General features: G+C 47.3%; 17 protein-coding genes. 9 read left to right on the forward strand and 8 right to left on the reverse strand.

What is annotated here, in order from left to right:
• The 4 genes from WBV75_RS13405 to WBV75_RS13420 all read left to right on the forward strand — a co-directional run.
• A partial coding sequence (locus WBV75_RS13405; RefSeq protein ID WP_424121090.1) for a sensor histidine kinase occupies nucleotides 1–678 on the forward strand: 678 nt, incomplete at its 5' end.
• Entirely contained in the window at nucleotides 675–1,457 is a 783-nt protein-coding gene (locus WBV75_RS13410) for an enoyl-CoA hydratase/isomerase family protein (protein WP_424121091.1), read from the forward strand. The genes WBV75_RS13405 and WBV75_RS13410, both read left to right, overlap by 4 nt.
• A gap of 16 nt (nucleotides 1,458–1,473) precedes the next feature.
• Entirely contained in the window at nucleotides 1,474–3,024 is a 1,551-nt protein-coding gene (locus tag WBV75_RS13415) for a hypothetical protein (RefSeq protein ID WP_424121092.1), read from the forward strand.
• A 98-nt stretch (nucleotides 3,025–3,122) separates the two neighbouring features.
• On the forward strand, nucleotides 3,123–4,199 hold the full coding sequence (locus WBV75_RS13420; protein ID WP_424121093.1) for a PA0069 family radical SAM protein: 1,077 nt from the start codon (nucleotides 3,123–3,125) through the stop codon (nucleotides 4,197–4,199).
• A 13-nt stretch (nucleotides 4,200–4,212) separates the two neighbouring features.
• Here WBV75_RS13420 and WBV75_RS13425 read toward each other — a convergent pair whose 3' ends face one another.
• The 4 genes from WBV75_RS13425 to WBV75_RS13440 form a co-directional block, all read right to left on the reverse strand.
• Entirely contained in the window at nucleotides 4,213–5,637 is a 1,425-nt protein-coding gene (locus WBV75_RS13425; RefSeq protein ID WP_424121094.1) for a Gfo/Idh/MocA family protein, read from the reverse strand.
• Nucleotides 5,638–5,692: 55 nt separating this feature from the next.
• Complete coding sequence (locus WBV75_RS13430) at nucleotides 5,693–6,352, reverse strand: HD domain-containing protein (protein WP_424121095.1); 660 nt, start codon at nucleotides 6,350–6,352, stop codon at nucleotides 5,693–5,695.
• Complete coding sequence (locus WBV75_RS13435; RefSeq protein WP_424121096.1) at nucleotides 6,349–7,086, reverse strand: lysophospholipid acyltransferase family protein; 738 nt, start codon at nucleotides 7,084–7,086, stop codon at nucleotides 6,349–6,351. Before WBV75_RS13435 ends, WBV75_RS13430 begins: the two co-directional genes overlap by 4 nt.
• A 69-nt stretch (nucleotides 7,087–7,155) precedes the next feature.
• Nucleotides 7,156–7,566 carry a BrxA/BrxB family bacilliredoxin gene (locus WBV75_RS13440; RefSeq protein WP_424121097.1) on the reverse strand — a complete coding sequence of 137 codons (411 nt, stop codon included), beginning with the start codon at nucleotides 7,564–7,566 and terminating at the stop codon, nucleotides 7,156–7,158.
• Between the two features lie 123 nt (nucleotides 7,567–7,689).
• Between WBV75_RS13440 and WBV75_RS13445 the strand changes: the two genes are divergently transcribed.
• The 4 genes from WBV75_RS13445 (at nucleotide 7,690) to WBV75_RS13460 (ending at nucleotide 11,180) form a co-directional block, all read left to right on the forward strand.
• Nucleotides 7,690–8,415: a TerB family tellurite resistance protein gene (locus WBV75_RS13445; protein WP_424121098.1), complete on the forward strand. Its 726-nt coding sequence runs from the start codon at nucleotides 7,690–7,692 to the stop codon at nucleotides 8,413–8,415.
• A gap of 26 nt (nucleotides 8,416–8,441) precedes the next feature.
• Nucleotides 8,442–9,017, forward strand: coding sequence for a HupE/UreJ family protein (locus WBV75_RS13450; RefSeq protein WP_424121099.1), 576 nt, complete (start codon nucleotides 8,442–8,444; stop codon nucleotides 9,015–9,017).
• Nucleotides 9,018–9,130: 113 nt separating this feature from the next.
• Nucleotides 9,131–9,583 carry a deoxycytidylate deaminase gene (locus WBV75_RS13455; protein WP_424121100.1) on the forward strand — a complete coding sequence of 151 codons (453 nt, stop codon included), beginning with the start codon at nucleotides 9,131–9,133 and terminating at the stop codon, nucleotides 9,581–9,583.
• Nucleotide 9,584: 1 nt separating this feature from the next.
• The gene (locus WBV75_RS13460) at nucleotides 9,585–11,180 is read left to right on the forward strand and encodes a S41 family peptidase (protein WP_424121101.1); all 1,596 of its coding nucleotides are present in this window, start codon (nucleotides 9,585–9,587) and stop codon (nucleotides 11,178–11,180) included.
• A gap of 13 nt (nucleotides 11,181–11,193) precedes the next feature.
• On the opposite strand, the gene WBV75_RS13465 is transcribed toward WBV75_RS13460, so the two are convergent.
• Both WBV75_RS13465 and WBV75_RS13470 read right to left on the reverse strand, forming a co-directional pair.
• Nucleotides 11,194–11,400, reverse strand: coding sequence for a hypothetical protein (locus WBV75_RS13465; RefSeq protein ID WP_424121102.1), 207 nt, complete (start codon nucleotides 11,398–11,400; stop codon nucleotides 11,194–11,196).
• A 16-nt stretch (nucleotides 11,401–11,416) separates the two neighbouring features.
• Nucleotides 11,417–11,995 carry a MarC family protein gene (locus tag WBV75_RS13470; protein WP_424121103.1) on the reverse strand — a complete coding sequence of 193 codons (579 nt, stop codon included), beginning with the start codon at nucleotides 11,993–11,995 and terminating at the stop codon, nucleotides 11,417–11,419.
• Between the two features lie 118 nt (nucleotides 11,996–12,113).
• Between WBV75_RS13470 and WBV75_RS13475 the strand changes: the two genes are divergently transcribed.
• A complete protein-coding gene (locus WBV75_RS13475) occupies nucleotides 12,114–12,683 on the forward strand; it encodes a DUF3109 family protein (RefSeq protein WP_424121104.1) in 570 nt (189 codons plus the stop codon).
• On the opposite strand, the gene WBV75_RS13480 is transcribed toward WBV75_RS13475, so the two are convergent.
• Together WBV75_RS13480 and WBV75_RS13485 are read right to left on the reverse strand one after the other, a co-directional pair.
• A complete protein-coding gene (locus tag WBV75_RS13480) occupies nucleotides 12,673–14,604 on the reverse strand; it encodes a tetratricopeptide repeat-containing sensor histidine kinase (RefSeq protein ID WP_424121105.1) in 1,932 nt (643 codons plus the stop codon). The genes WBV75_RS13475 and WBV75_RS13480 overlap by 11 nt on opposite strands.
• An 11-nt stretch (nucleotides 14,605–14,615) precedes the next feature.
• Nucleotides 14,616–15,329: a LytR/AlgR family response regulator transcription factor gene (locus WBV75_RS13485; protein ID WP_424121106.1), complete on the reverse strand. Its 714-nt coding sequence runs from the start codon at nucleotides 15,327–15,329 to the stop codon at nucleotides 14,616–14,618.
• Nucleotides 15,330–15,819: the final 490 nt, after the last annotated feature.

Raw genomic sequence — 15,819 nt, forward strand, 5'->3', positions numbered from 1 at the left:
GAACAGGCTTGGCGGGAAATGGCCAAGCAAGTAGCTCACGAGATCAAGAACCCGTTGACCCCCATGCGCCTGAGTGTTCAGAGTTTTGAGCGTAAATTCGATCCGTCTGACCCTGAAATAGGAATCAAAGTAGGGGAGTTTTCCAAAACCCTGATTCAGCAGATCGATACCCTGAGCAGTATTGCATCTGCCTTCTCTAATTTCGCGAAAATGCCTGCCCAGCAAAATGAAACGCTTAATGTGGCTAAAGTGGTGAAGCTCGCCCTTGATATTTTTAACGAGCCCTTTATCCACTTTATTTCCGAAGCGGATGACCTGGTTGTTAAAATGGACCGAACCCAGCTGATACGGGTGATTACCAATTTGGTTAAGAATGCCATTCAGGCTTTGCCGGAGGTTGAGAACCCGAGAATCGTGGTGATTGTTTCAGCGGAAGGCGACATGGCCAAAATTTCTGTCGCCGATAACGGCAAGGGAATAGAAGAGGAATTCAGGGATAAGATTTTTGAGCCTAAATTCACAACAAAAACCAGTGGGATGGGCCTTGGCCTTGGAATGGTGAAGACGATCGTAGAGACGTATAAAGGCAGTATTGATTTCACATCCAGAACAGGCAAGGGAACGGTCTTTACCGTGCGCATTCCCCAGGTAAAAAAACATAAATCTGTAGTAGCATGACTTATAATTCGGTATCTGTAACAGTTGAAGAAGCGGTAGCACTGGTCTTTGTCGACCGTCCTGAGAAATTAAATGCCCTGAACAGGGAGACCATAAAAGAACTGGGTGAAGCCCTGGGGGAGCTGGAGGAAGATCCGAAGGTCCGGGCGATTATCCTGACCGGTTCAGGCCCAAAGGCTTTTGTGGCAGGGGCTGATATCGCTGAGTTTTCCGAGTACTCAGAATCGGAAGGGAGGGCCCTCGCCGCGGATGGGCAAAGACACCTCTTTGACAGAATTGAAACCTTGAGGACCCCGGTAATTGCCGCCGTCAATGGATTTGCCCTTGGCGGGGGGTTGGAACTGGCCATGGCCTGCCACTTCCGCGTCGCGAGTACGAATGCCAAAATGGGGCTGCCAGAGGTTTCACTGGGGGTTATTCCCGGGTATGGCGGCACACAACGCCTCCCCATGCTCGTCGGAAGAGGCAGGGCGATGGAAATGATCCTCACCGGGGGCATGATCAAAGCCGAAAAAGCCCTGGAATACGGGTTAGTCAACCACGTTACGGACCAGGATACGCTTTTGGAGTTTTGCCGGTCTTTGGCCGGGCAGGTCGCTAAAAACTCCCCGGCGGCGATTTCCAGTGCAATAAAAGCAGTAAATGCAGGTTTTAGTAGTAGCAAACCGGGATTTCAGGCCGAAATTGAAGCCTTTGGCGAATGCTTCGGGACTGCGGATTTCAAAGAGGGAACCCGTGCTTTTCTGGAGAAACGAGCTCCTGATTTCCCGGGTGCCTGATACAAAGAACTGAACCATGCTACGACGTTTATGCCTGCTTGCCGGCATGCTTGCCCTATGGGTTACATACGGGCAGGAAATGCCTTTGGAATATACTTTTGGCGATAAATATAAAGATCGGTATAAATATTCCAATTTGTTGTCTTTTTCGGAAACCGTATCCTCCGACAAAATACTTGTAAGGGGGTATTACTCTGGCTTATTGGTGAGGCCAAAAGGCTATCTTATAGAGCGATATAATCCGGAACTCCAGCTCATAGAAGAATATAACTATAAGTATAAAGACGGGGATTTTGTCCATGGATTCGTGGCAAATGATCAAATATACCTTTTGTTTTTAGAGTACAATTCAGAAACTTACTCTTACGAATACAAAGTACACCAGAGTCCTGTAGGGGCGTACAATTTCACGGTTCGCAACCTGCTGAGCCTGAAGGCAGATTATGTCGAGGCCCCTGTGGATAAAAACTATTACAACCGCAGCTTTAAGACTGGTTTTTCAACAACGGTCCTATCAGATCCGGATTCTCGGGTTTTCGCCATCAGTATCCTGCAATCCCGCAATAAGGATCTGCAGCATCGGATAATAGTCTTTAACAACAGGCTGGAACGCATAATGGATTCCGATTTTTCGTCTGAGAGCGTGGAGAAGAACTATGCTTTTGAGGAGTTGGCGGTATCCCCAGACCTGTCGGCGGTATATATGGTGGGAAAGGCTTATTTCCGGCAACGGCGGTTCAAGGCCGAGGAGCGAAAGTTTCAATACGAATTGGTTCGGTTGCACGAGTCGGGGACTAAAACGCAGGTTTTCGATATCCCCGGAAAGTTTTCAGAAGCCGTCAAACCTTTATGGCGCGGGGATCAACTCATATGTGCCGGCTTTTACGCAGACCGCAAGGATAACCGTTATAACGGATTGGAGTATTTAATCCTCAACCCTGAGGACCTGAGTATCCTGAAACGAACATACAATCCGTTTTCGGAGCAATTTATGATGGATAAATTCGGCAAGGAAACTGAGAAAGCAATTAAGAACCTGGTCTTTAAGGGGGCACACTTTACCGAAGACGGGTCCCTGCTCTTTAATGCTGAAGAGTTTTTTATGACTGAAAGTATGCAGCCCAATGCCAGTGGAGGACGGGTAAGGGTACAGCGGTTCCATCACAACGATATCGTCAGCGTAAAACTGGATACGGAGGGGCAACTGCTTTGGGCGCGGAATATCAATAAAACAGAGGTGACCCAGGGAGACGGGGCCTATACTTCCTATAGTTCCTATACCAAGGACGGGGAAACGTATTTCTTTGTCTGCCTGGCTTCAGAAGAACCCCAGCTAATCGGCAATGAGCGCCTGATATTCAAACAGGGTTTCAGCCGGAACCGAAACGTTTTTGTGATCCGACTCGATACTCAGGGCGCCTTAAGCTATGAGAAAATCATCGATTCCGATGAGGCACGGCTCCCCCTTATGGTTTCCATGCCCCATGTCAATTTGGAAACCAACCGCCTGCTCTTTTACGCCAAGCAAGGATCCAGAAAACAGCTGGTCTCGGTAGAGGTTCACTAGAAAGCAGTTAAAACGGGCCTGCCTGATTCATAAGAGCTTTGTAATTCGACAACATCTTATTTGGAAAAAATCCATAAATTTGGATAAAAACCAATTGGATGTATCGAGATCCCAACACTTTTTCTAAAGGCCGGGGGGCCCAGGAACGGGTAAACAATCGTTTTGAAAACTCCCACCACGAAAGCATCCCTGAGTTTTTGGAGTACATGTACCGGGAAGGGGAGGCAGATAAGATCCGTACAACCTATCAAAAGATTTTTCCAAAAACGATCGTCAATAAGGTTCTCAGCCCGGATGTTGGTATGGCGTACAGTATGAATCCGTATCAGGGCTGCGAGCATGGGTGTGTGTATTGTTATGCCCGGAACACCCACGAATATTGGGGTTTGGGCTCCGGAATCGATTTTGAGTCTAAAATCCTTGTGAAGGAAGACGCTCCAGCGCTCCTGGAGGTGTTTTTAAGAAATCGTAAATGGAAGGCCACGCCCATCGTGCTCTCGGGAAATACAGATTGTTATCAGCCGGCAGAAAAACAATTTGAAATTACACGGGCGTGCCTTAAGATTTTTTTAAAGTACAAACACCCCGTAGGAATCATCACCAAAAATGCCATGGTGTTGCGCGATCTCGATATTCTCGAGGCCCTGAATGCGGATCAACTGGTAGGCGTTCATATTTCAGTGACCTCCCTTAACAAAGAAATCAGATCCAGGCTCGAGCCGCGGACAACGACGACTGCCCAGCGTTTAAAAACGATCCGCCTGCTCTCAGAGGCGGGTATTCCGGTAAATGCCATGCTCGCTCCAATTATTCCCGGACTCAATAGTCACGAATTACACGCTTTGGCACGGGCGGTATCCGAAGCCGGAGCGCGCTCCTTTGGCCTTAATGTGGTTCGCCTGAACGGGGCAGTAGGAAAAATTTTTACGTCCTGGATTCACAAAGCCCTGCCGGACCGGGCTGATAAAGTGCTTTCACTCATTAAAGCCTGTCATGGAGGCAGCCTGAATGACAGCAGATTCGGGGTGAGAAATAAAGGGGAAGGAGCTGTGGCCGAACAAATTCATACAATGGCCCGAATCGCCCGCAGACGCTATTTTAAAAACCGCGAGTTCCCGGAGTTAAATACTGCCATACACCAGCAGTACAAGACCGGCCAATGGACACTGTTTTAAGGATACTTTCGAATTATTTAAGCTCCCACCCACTGCGGTAGTTTCCCTGTACCCACTGGTTGGCCATCTCAAAATTGGTTACCCGCATATTGGCACCGTCCCATTTTATTTTGCGCCTGCCCGGGTAGTTGAAAGGATCCCAATCGCCTAATTTTTTGCCCTCTTTCAGGGTTTTGTACTGAAATGCACGAATGGCGAGATTACCCATAAGGACAGATTCAGTAAGGGGTCCGGACCGGCTGAAATCAGATGATGTCGTCCCTCCATTCAGGCAGGCTTCCACCCAATTTCTCTGATGCCCGTCCACATCACCTTCTATCCGCGGGTATTTTGGGGCCGGCGGTTTTAATAAGTCCATCATTTCTGAGGGAAGCAGGCGGGCATTTCTGGAGTAAACATCGCACACCATAATTCCTTTTGTCCCATAAAAAATACTTCCTCCCCCTGTACCGCCAATCGTTTCATCGTCTTTGAGTTCATCGGGCAGGTCGGGCAGGATCCCGCCATCGTACCAGTTCAGGCGGACTTCCCCGTGATTCTCTGTGTTGAATTTCAATCGGACAATCGAAGAAGAGGGGCAGGAGGCACTGTAATCCGCCTCCACAAAGTCGCCAACCCAATTGGTCGTACAACTCGCTTCAGCCTCTGTGGGATATCCCAGATCTAAAACACTAAAAGGCGTTTCCATAATGTGGCAGCCCATATCACCCAGGGCTCCTGTACCAAAATCCCACCAGCCCCGCCATTTGAATGGGAGGTAAGCATCGTTATAATCGCGCATACCGGCAGGGCCGAGCCACAAGTCCCAGTCGAGGCCATTGGGAATATCGTGTTTCTCCTTTGGCAATGGGATTCCCTGTGGCCATACCGGGCGGTTTGTCCAACAATCTACCCGTTCGATATCCCCAATGACTCCGGCTTCTACCCACTCTCTGGCAATCCGGCTGTCAGCACTCGAGGCACCCTGGTTCCCCATTTGAGTAACAATACCCATATCCCGTGCGACTTTGGTCATTAACCGTGCTTCGCGAATATTGTGGGTCAGTGGTTTTTCCACATAAGCGTGTTTTTTTTCACGCATAAAGGGAAGCGCAATTGTGGCATGCGTATGATCCGGGGTGGCCACCATCACCGCGTCAATTTCTTTGAGGTGTTTGTCGTATACCTTTCTGTAATCCTTGTATTTCGAGGCAGCGCTATAGGCCTCATAACTGCCTGCGGCACGCCTGTCATCCACATCGCAAAGGGCCACATATTTCACCTTTTTCGTCGCATCCAGTCCGCGCAAGACTCCACGACCCCTGCCCCCTACGCCAAAAGCAGCAACATACAGGGTGTCGCTGGGGGGAACATGCCCTTTTCCCAGGACATAACTTGGGACAATAGTAAAAGCCGCCGAACTGGCGGCTGCATTTTTCAGGAAGGATCTTCTGCGCATACGTAATTTGTTTTAGAGATAATTTGGTGAAAAAGATACAAAAATCGCAGTGAGTTCAGGTGACCCCGTTCCATTCGCTATAGAATTCCTCTAGGAAATCCAACATATACTGGTGCCGCTTTTCGGCCAGTTTTTTGCCGGTTTTGGTATGCATCAGGTCCTTAAGCAACAACAATTTCTCGTAAAAATGATTTAGGGTAGGCCCGGTATTTTTTTTGTAGGTGGCTTTGTCCATTTTAGGATTTGGCGCGACCTCGGGATCGTATAGTTTGCGACCGGCATGACCCCCGTAGTTAAAGGCCCTTGCGATCCCTATAGCCCCCATGGCATCCAGTCTGTCCGCATCCCTTACCACCTGGAGTTCCCTGGAATCAAAGTCGCTTTTCGAACCCTCCAGGCTGTTTTTAAAGGAGATATGGCGAATAATCTGAATGACGTGTTTACGCCGCTTTGCTGAAATATCCAGGTCCTTCAGAAACGCACTCGCTTTTTTAGGGCCTATTTCCTCATCCCCGTTGTGGAATTTGGCATCTGCAATATCGTGCAGGAGGGCCCCCAGACTCACCACCAGCAAGTCTATTTTCTCACCTCTGGCAATTTGAAGGGTATTTCGAAAAACACGCTGAATATGGAACCAGTCGTGTCCTCCTTCAGTGTCCTTTAATTCGCGCCGTACGTAGGCGATGGTTTTTTCAATGCGCTCTGCATCGTTCATGGGCTTTTATTTATGGCAGAGGCAATAGTAGCCTCTATTTCACTGAGTTCTTTGTCTGTACATCCTGTTGCGGGGACAGGGGGGTGTATGATAAATTCCAGATGCGCACCCAACCCGTATGGAAATTTACCAAAACGGAGGATTTTCCACGAATTATTGATGCTTATTGGGATGATTTGAGCAGAAGGGGCACTTTTCACAAGTACTTTTAAACCGACCATTCGAAAAGGTTTGGGGTTTCCATCCCGACTGCGGGTGCCCTCAGGAAAGATCACCGCACTCCTGCCGGTGTGCTCTATATATTCTCCGAGGTCTCGTATCGCCGTCAGGGACTGTTTTCGATCCTTCCGGTCGATCAGTGCGGATCCTCCATGCCTGAGGTTATAGGAAACACTTGGAATGCCCCTGCCCAATTCTTTCTTGCTTACAAATTTTGGATGGAACTTCCGAAGCCGCCATATGATAGGGGGAATGTCGTACATACTCTGGTGATTGGCCACGATGATGGCGGGCCCTTTCTCTGGCAGGAGCACGATATTCCTGAAGGTATAGGACGTCCCCAGCAAATGTGTGCAGCGCATCAGGCAAAGGTTTAGCAGGGCTACACTCTTTCTGTGTGCCTCGTACCCAAAGAGGTTAAAACAGAGCCATTGAATGGGATGAAAGACGACCAGGGTCAGGCCGAAAAGAAGCATGTACAGGGCAGAAAGAGGATAGGAAATAATACGTTCCATACCTTCAAAATTAAAAAACCGCCTGTAAACAAGCGGTTTATAAAAAAGGATTATGCGCTCAGGTCTTTCTTAACAGTATTCATCAAAGGCCTGAACCAGGTTTTCGGCAATCATCTCAGCGGGTCGTCCTTCGATATGGTGCCTTTCGATCATATGAACGAGCTCGCCATCTTTGAAAAGGGCCATACTCGGTGATGAAGGGGGGAAAGGAACCATCATATTACGGGCGGCGTCCACAGCTTCCCGATCCACACCTGCGAAAACTGTGACCAGTCTTGCCGGGGTTTTATCATTTTTAAGGCTCATTTTGGCAGCCGGTCTGGCATTGGCAGCCGCGCAACCGCAAACGGAATTCACAACGACCAGGGTTGTCCCCTCGCCCTTTATCGCATTTTCGACAGCTCCCGCTGTATATAGCTCCTCAAATCCGGCGGAGGCCAGATCGTCGCGCATGGGTTTTACTAACTCTGCTGGATACATAGCTTTTTTGTTTTAAGTGATGTGCAAAGGTACAAAATCAAAAGAATTTTCAGGGGTGTTTGAACAGGGAAGCCACAGGGATTAATCAGGGTGAATCTGCTATCTTTGCGCAAATTTATTTAAATGATTAAATGGGTTGCAGCCATCCTGGGGTACCTCCTTTTTCGCTTTCCGGGGGCACTTTTGGGGTTCTTTCTCGGTAGTATGGTCGACAACATGAGTGGAAAAGGCGGAAGTGTTTTCCGCGACCTGAACCGGACACAGGTTTCCCCACAGGACTTTGAGTTGCACCTGATTTCACTGTGCTCCATTGTCATAAAGGCCGATGGCAGCGTCAGCCAGCGGGAACTCGATTATGTAAGGCAGTACTTCCTGGGTACCTATGGTAAGGAAAAAGCGAATGCTATTTTCCGAACCTTTAATGAAGTGGTTAAAAAAAGGGAGGTCTCAGCACAGCGTATTTGCAGTTTCCTGAATCAACGTACGCGGTACGAAGTCCGTTTGCAACTCGTTCATTTTCTCTTTGGAATTGCCGGGGCTGACGGACGGGTGAGTAAGGCCGAATACAATAAGTTAAGGGAGATTGCAGGGTACCTCAAAATTGGCAGACGTGATTTTGAAAGTATAGAGGCGATGTTTGTTAAATCTGCTGACACGGCTTATACAATTTTGGAAATTGAAAAAACCGCTACAGATCAGGAGGTCAAAAAGGCGTATCGCAATATGGCGAAGAAGTACCATCCGGACCGGGTGATCACAGAGGATGAAGCCATCCGAAAAGGTGCCGAGGAGAAATTCAAGCAAGTTCAACTGGCCTATGAGCGTATTCAGGAAGAGCGCGGAATGTAGGCCCGAGAGTTAAAATCATTTCACCCATGAACGACATTTGGTTCTATACCGAGCTCGGCTTTAGCCACGTATTGGATCCCAACGGGTACGATCACGTCCTTTTTCTAACCGCCCTGGCCCTTCCTTTCAGTTTCGGGCAGTGGAAAAAGGTGTTCTGGCTGGCCACCCTCTTTACCCTTACACACTGCCTCTCCCTCGCCCTTGCGGCTTACGGAATAGTGCGCGTTGACGCTGAACTTGTAGAAATGCTGATCCCGGTTACCATACTCATAACCGCCCTTTTAAACCTGTACACGGCCGATAAAGCCCAGGCGTCTCAAAAAGCCTTCAGGCTGGATCTGGTGGTGACTGGTTTTTTTGGATTGATACACGGCCTGGGGTTTTCAAACTATTTCAGGATGCTTATGGCGGAGGAAGAAGAAAAATCAGGCCCCCTGCTGGGGTTCGCTGCTGGTATCGAAGGAGCGCAGCTCGCAGTTTTACTGGCAGTGCTTGCTCTGGGTTACATTCTCCTGCAATGGACACCCCTCACCAGGAAGTATTACGTTTGGGGGTTTAGCCTGATAATAGCCCTGATCTCCCTGAAGCTGATTTTTTTCTAGGACTACTTTTTTCACTTAAAATTAACCATGCAAAGGTTGTCAGGCTTTTTGAAAGCGGGTATCTTAGTGAATTCCGGCAAGAAATTAGCCTGCAGCAACGTTAGGATTTCAGAGTGAAAAGTAAAAAACAGGAGAAATACGACCGGGCCTATTTACGCATGGCTCATGAATGGGGAAAGCTTTCCTATTGCAAACGCAAACAGGTGGGCGCTATAGTGGTCAAGGATCGGATGATCATCTCCGATGGGTACAACGGCACTCCAACCGGTTTTGAGAATTATTGTGAGGATGAGGTCGGCTATACAAAATGGTATGTGCTTCATGCTGAGGCTAATGCGATCTCTAAGGTGGCTGCCTCTACCCAGTCCTGTGAAGGAGCTACCTTGTATATTACCCTGTCCCCGTGCCGGGAATGCAGCAAGCTTATCCATCAGTCAGGGATCAACAGGGTCGTGTACCAGCATGCCTATAAAGACGGTTCGGGTTTGGATTTTCTGAGCAGGGCCGGAGTAGAGCTGAGGCATTTGCCCATCATCGAAGATGTGGTAGAAATTCGAGAAGATTAAAGTGAAAAAGAGTTACTATATAGGTCCGGCAGTTGTGGCATTCGCCCTGGCACTCGGCATTTTCGTCGGGGGAAAACTACATTTTGACGACACGCCTGAAAAATTCTTTACCACCAACTCCAAGAAAGATAAACTCAACCGACTTATCGATTATATCGACTATGAATACGTGGACGAGGTGGACACCGACAGCATTGTAGATGTCACTGTCAATAATATCCTCGATAAGCTGGACCCGCACTCGGTCTATATCCCAAAAGATGAGATGGAGCGTGTCAATGAAAATATGAAGGGGGATTTTGTCGGGATTGGTATAAACTTTTATATGTTCCGCGACACCATTACCGTTACCCGGACCATTAAAGGAGGTCCCAGCCAGCGCCGTGGCTTGCGCCCGGGGGATAAAATCCTGATGGCAGACAAGGACACCCTCTTCGATCAGAAATTATCCAACGCTGAGATTGTAAACCGACTCAAAGGGCAGGAAGGCAGTGAAGTTGTCCTTACAGTCTACCGAAAATCAGAAGACAGGACCTTTAAAATGCGCCTGCAACGGGATCACGTGCCCATACGCAGCATTGATGCCTATTATATGATTCGGCCAGACATGGGGTATATGCGGATGAATCGGTTCGCAGAATCCACCTTTGACGAATTCCGTGAGGCCCTGAGGGAACTGGAGCAGGACGGGGCTCAAAAGCTGGTTCTGGACTTAAGGGATAACCCGGGTGGGTATCTCAACGTGGCGGAAGAAATCGCAGATGTTTTCCTTCCCAAAAACAGGTTAATCTTATTTACGAAGAACAAAAAAGGCCAAATCGATTCCACTTTTGCCACCTCCAGGGGGGGCTTTGAAGACAAGCCGGTATATGTGCTGATCAATGAAAGGTCAGCCTCCGCTTCTGAAATTATTGCGGGCGCCCTTCAGGATAATGACGTCGGAACCATCGTCGGGAGGCGTTCTTTTGGCAAAGGGCTCGTACAACGTGAAATGGCCCTGGGAGACGGTTCAGCCGTTCGGCTGACGGTATCGAGGTACTATACCCCCACGGGCCGCTCGATTCAGAGGGAATATGAGAACGGGACAGAGGATTATTACCATCGGTATATGCAACGCTACCACAATGGGGAGCTCGGATCTGCCGATAGTATAAAGGTGGCTGATTCACTGAGGTTTGTTACCCCGGGAGGTAAAGTGGTCTATGGCGGAGGCGGTATTATTCCGGATGTTTTCGTACCCATCGGCAGTAACGAAGAAGAGGCGCTTGCGGCTCTAGACGCCCGGGGATTCTTTTCCTCCTTCGGGTTCGAACACCTGGAAGAGGATCGCGCTCGCTATGCAGATTATTCCGCCGAGGCGTTTCTGGAATCTTATAAAGCAGATGATATTCTCTTTGAAAGCTTTATCGATTTTATGGGGAGGTATAATTTCAGGCTGGATTATTATCAATATGAGGATCTTATAAAACGCTATCTGAAGGCTTCACTCGCGGAGCAGTTGTTTTCTCCAGATCTGAAAGCTCAGATTCTGAGCAAAGCGGATCCTATGCTACAGCGCATACTCAACCTGGACCAACAGATGGTCACCCGGGACTAAGTCCTGGTTCTCGTCAGGATTCTTCTTCAACCTTTTTTTGAATCCTTCTTGCCGCATTAAAGATGAGCAGCAAAACGATAGCGCAAAGGGAGGCGACAATGCAAATAAGGGCAACCACACTGTCCCCTTCAAAAGGCTTTTCAAAATCCACAACGGTTATGTTGTAACCTATCAGGACAATGGCGAGTACAAGGAGTACGGTTAAGAGTATTTTGTTCATATAAAGCGATTCCCGGCTAAAAAAGCCCATTGATATTGCTGGCAAACAGTTTGACCGAAATCGCCAGAAGGATGACCCCAAACACTTTCCGAATTACGCTCAGGCCCTGCTGTCCCATAACTTTAGCGATTCGCGAAGACGATTTTAAAACAACATATACAAAGATAACATTCAAAATAATGGCAATGATGATATTGACCACATGATATTCCGCCCGGATGGACAACAAGGTGGTCAGGGTACCCGCACCGGCGATCAGCGGAAAGGCCAGGGGTACAATAGAGGCCGTTTCCGGAGTATCGTCTTTATACAGCGTAATACCCAGTATCATTTCTATGGCCAGGAAAAAGAGCACAAAAGCCCCGGCGACAGCAAAAGAATTGGCGTCTATCCCTATGAGTTTCAGAATTTTTTCCCCTATAAAGAGAAACGCTATCATTATGATTGCGGCCACAATAGAGGCTTTTTCAGATTCGATATGCCCTGCTTTTTTACGAAGGTCAATGACGATCGGAATGCTGCCCACGATATCGATAACCGCAAAAAGGATCATGGTCGCGGATATAATTTCCCTAAAATCCAGATTTGTGAACATTCGGCTATAATTTCGGGCAAAGGTACACTACCTGACAGAACGTTGAAAGCAGATTTTTAAATGGTAAAAAGCCATTGAAACAGATTCGATATCTTTGGACAGATTTTAAAAAAGGATTGTGTTTCAAATTGGAAAAACACTGATTTCAGAAGAAATTCTGGAAGGCGCATTTGCCTGTGATCTCAAGGCGTGTAAAGGGGCGTGTTGCGTAGAAGGCAGTTCCGGTGCCCCCCTGGAAACTGAAGAATTGCAGACCCTGGAAAAGGCTTACCCCAGTATTAAGCCCTACCTGAGGCCTGAGGGTATTCACGCCATTGAAACCCAGGGCAGCTATGTAAAGGGATCTGACGGGGAATGGGAAACTCCTCTGGTTGAAAACAGGGAATGCGCATATGCCGTATTTGAAAACGGCGTAGCCTTATGTGGCATTGAAAAAGCCCACAAAGCCGGAGCCACCTCCTGGAAGAAGCCCGTATCCTGCCATTTGTATCCTGTCAGGGTCCGGGAATATACTCGGATAACCGCGGTCAATTATCATCAATGGCATATTTGCGATCCGGCTTGTAGCCTGGGGTCGAGTTTGGAAGTTCCCATTTATAAATTCGTACGGGAGGCTTTAATTCGAAAATTTGGAGAAGCGTGGTATGAGGAGCTGGAAGCCGTCGCCGTGGAGCACCTTAAACGGTAGGAATCCTGAGTAATACTTCAGTGCCTTCAACCTTTCCATCGGGAGAGGTGATATCCCTGATACTGAGGTCAAAGGAATTCTGGTAAACCCTGGAAAAATTGGCCAGGCGCTCCCGGGTTATCGAAATGCCGAGTGACTTGCGCTTTAAGGTTTTCTGGAGGTTGAGTTTTTCTGAGGCCTCCCTCCCAATCCCATTGTCCCGAATGGAGATCTCGATATAATCGGCCCCCTTGGGGGTAACTTCCAGGCGTATTTTTTTCTTTCCTTTTTTAGAGGATAATCCATGCCAAAGGGCGTTTTCCAAAAACGGCTGAAGGACCAGGGAAGGTATTTTTATCGAGGCGGGGTTTAGCCTGGGGTCCACATCGATTCTAAAGTCTATTTCATCTTTAAACCGTGTATTCTCAATATTCATGTACAGGTCTACTGTTTCGAGTTCCTCTTGGAGGCTGATATCTTTTTCTGAAGATGCCTCGAGAATCTTTCGAACGAGTTTAGAAAATTTGTTCAGGTAGTGAACCGCATTCTTTTGCTCATCATTGATAATAAAATGCTTTATGGAATTCAGGGAATTAAAGAGGAAGTGCGGATTCATCTGGCTTCGCAGCCGACTCTGTTCCAGGGCCAGCACCTTTTTCTCATTGTTGAGTTTATTCTGGCGAAAAATAGTGTAGAGGACCAATGAAAAAAGAACGAGTAACAGGGCGCCCACCAGCAGCGTATTCTGGTTGCGTTTTAGCTTCAGGTTGACGATTTCATTTTCCTGTCGGAGGCGCTGCGCTACTTCCCTCTGCTTTTCTGACTCATACCGGAAAATTACGTCGTTGACGTATTTAATATTCACATCGTTGGTAACCTGTCTTCGATATTTGTCGGATTCCCGGAAGAATACCAGGGCATCTTTAAAGTCGCCCCGCTCGGAGGCCAGGTCGGACAACAGTTCGTAACTCTCACAAATACCTCTTAAGAACTTGTTTTCCTTTGCGGTCTCAAGGCCTTTTGTCAGGTTCTCCTCAGCCAGACCCCAATTCTCCAGCTTAAGATGTGCCCAACCCAAATTGTTGTAGGCAGGGGCTATGATATGCTGGTCTTTGGTGCTCAGGGCCAAATCTATATTGGTGTTTAACAGCTCAACGGCCTCTGCATACCGCCCCTGTTTAATATAAATGCGGGAAATACTATTCCCGCAAATGGCTTTTCCGCGTACGGAATTGATTTCGGTATCGAAGGTCAGGGATCTTTGAAAAAAATCCAGGGCTTCATCCAGTTTTCCCTGTGCTTCCAGGCATTCCCCGCTATTTTGCAGATTGATGGCCATACCCAGTTTATTCTCCAGGGCTTCTTCCAACAGATAGGATTGCCTGTAGTGATCCAGGGCCCGCTCGTATTGCTCAAGGGCCTGATAGATATTACCTATACTGTTCAGGGATACATTCTTACTCCTTTGTATGCCCTGGGAGGGGTTTTCTATGTTCTCAGCGAGGCGCAGGGCTTCCTGGTTGTAATCAAGGGCTGTCTTAATGGCGTCCAGCCGTCGGTACACCACACCCAGCATGTTGAGGCTAAAGATTCGGAATTCTGTATTATTTGCTTCGGTAGCCGCATTCAATCCTTTTTTATGGTAGTCAATAGACTTCTGGTAATTGGAGATATTGCGATTGAGTGTCCCCAGTTGGTTGTAGCTATAACTCAAGCCATCGAGATATTCAACGCCGAGACTTTGCCCGATGAAATAATTCATGAGGACCGAATCTCTTCTGTAAGGCCTGAGAAAGCTATCCAACCCCCGGTATGTAGTCGGTTTTTCGGAGAGCACACTATCGGTGAGCCGGGTAAATTTTTCCGGGATATTTTGGGCATGCAGGGCTGTAAGCGAAAGGCTTAAAAAAAGGAAACAAGTGCTTTTTGCGAACCGCAGCATTTTGTAGCAGCTTAAATCAAATCCAGAAAATCGGATTTTTTCTTACGTGAAACCGGAATTTTATGATTGGATACCAAAACGACGTATCCGTCGGTCTTAAGGTACTCTTTTACTTTTTCCAGATTAATGATATAGGAGTTGTGGATTCTGAAAAAGGTTTCAGGAGGCAAAAGCTCGTCGATTTCTTTTAATTTTTTGGTCAATACTATCTTTCTGCCATCTGAAAGATACAGGGTGCTATAGTTGCCATCAGATTCTGCATACAAAACATCATCATTTTCAAGAAATAGTAATTTCCCATCTGTATTAACCGTGATTTTCTTGCTTTGAATGTTTTTGCCAGCAAGTATTCTTTCAAGGCGATTCGCCGTCAGGTGGCTGGTGTTATGACGCCGGATTTTTGAGATCGTCTCCTTAAGATCATCGGCATCAATGGGTTTTAGCAAATAATCAATGGCTTCATTTTTAAGAGCCTGAATCGCATATTGGTTATAAGCGGTGGTGATGATAATTGCAAGGTTTCTGTTTTGCAACTTCTGAATAAATTGGAAACCATCCATGGCCGGCATTTCTATATCGAGAAAAAGACAGTCAGGAGAGTTGGATTCCAGGTATTCCAGGGCTTTGAACGGATCGGTAAAGGAAGCGACGACGACTATTTCGTTTGAAAAGTGACTCAATTCCCAGCCCAGGCTTTGAATCGCTTTTTCTTCATCATCTACTATTACTGCTTAAATCATGCCCTGGGGTATAATTCTGAAATTTAAAAAAAATGTCTGTAACCGCATTCGAATAGGGTCGTGACTTCGGATAAATCAGGACATGATTCCTTGTCTGACGAAGAATCCTCACCAATGTGAAGAATTATCCTACAATTAATGAATTGTTTTTCAAGATGTTGTGGCCACAGGGTCTGGAGACATTAGGGTGTGAGAGTATTATCAGGGCGATTTTGCAATCAAATTGCGGTTTATACAAATTTTAACACTGTTTACACATTTACCCCAATGCGCAGTCTGCAAAGCACCTAGTTTTGAGTGCTTTTTAATGAGATTCCCCCGAAAATAGCGCAAAATGAAAAAGTGCCTGTTTTTCTTTGTAGCTTTTGTTTTGGCTGTTGCCTTAGCAGCATTGACGGAATCTCCTGTAGTGAAAAAGACAGAAGATCAAGCTGTTTTGAGGTATGATCAGATAGCGGAGCAGACGCCCGATGCC

The sequence above is a fragment of the Robiginitalea sp. genome (genome assembly GCF_049588695.1).
Classification (GTDB): domain Bacteria; phylum Bacteroidota; class Bacteroidia; order Flavobacteriales; family Flavobacteriaceae; genus Robiginitalea.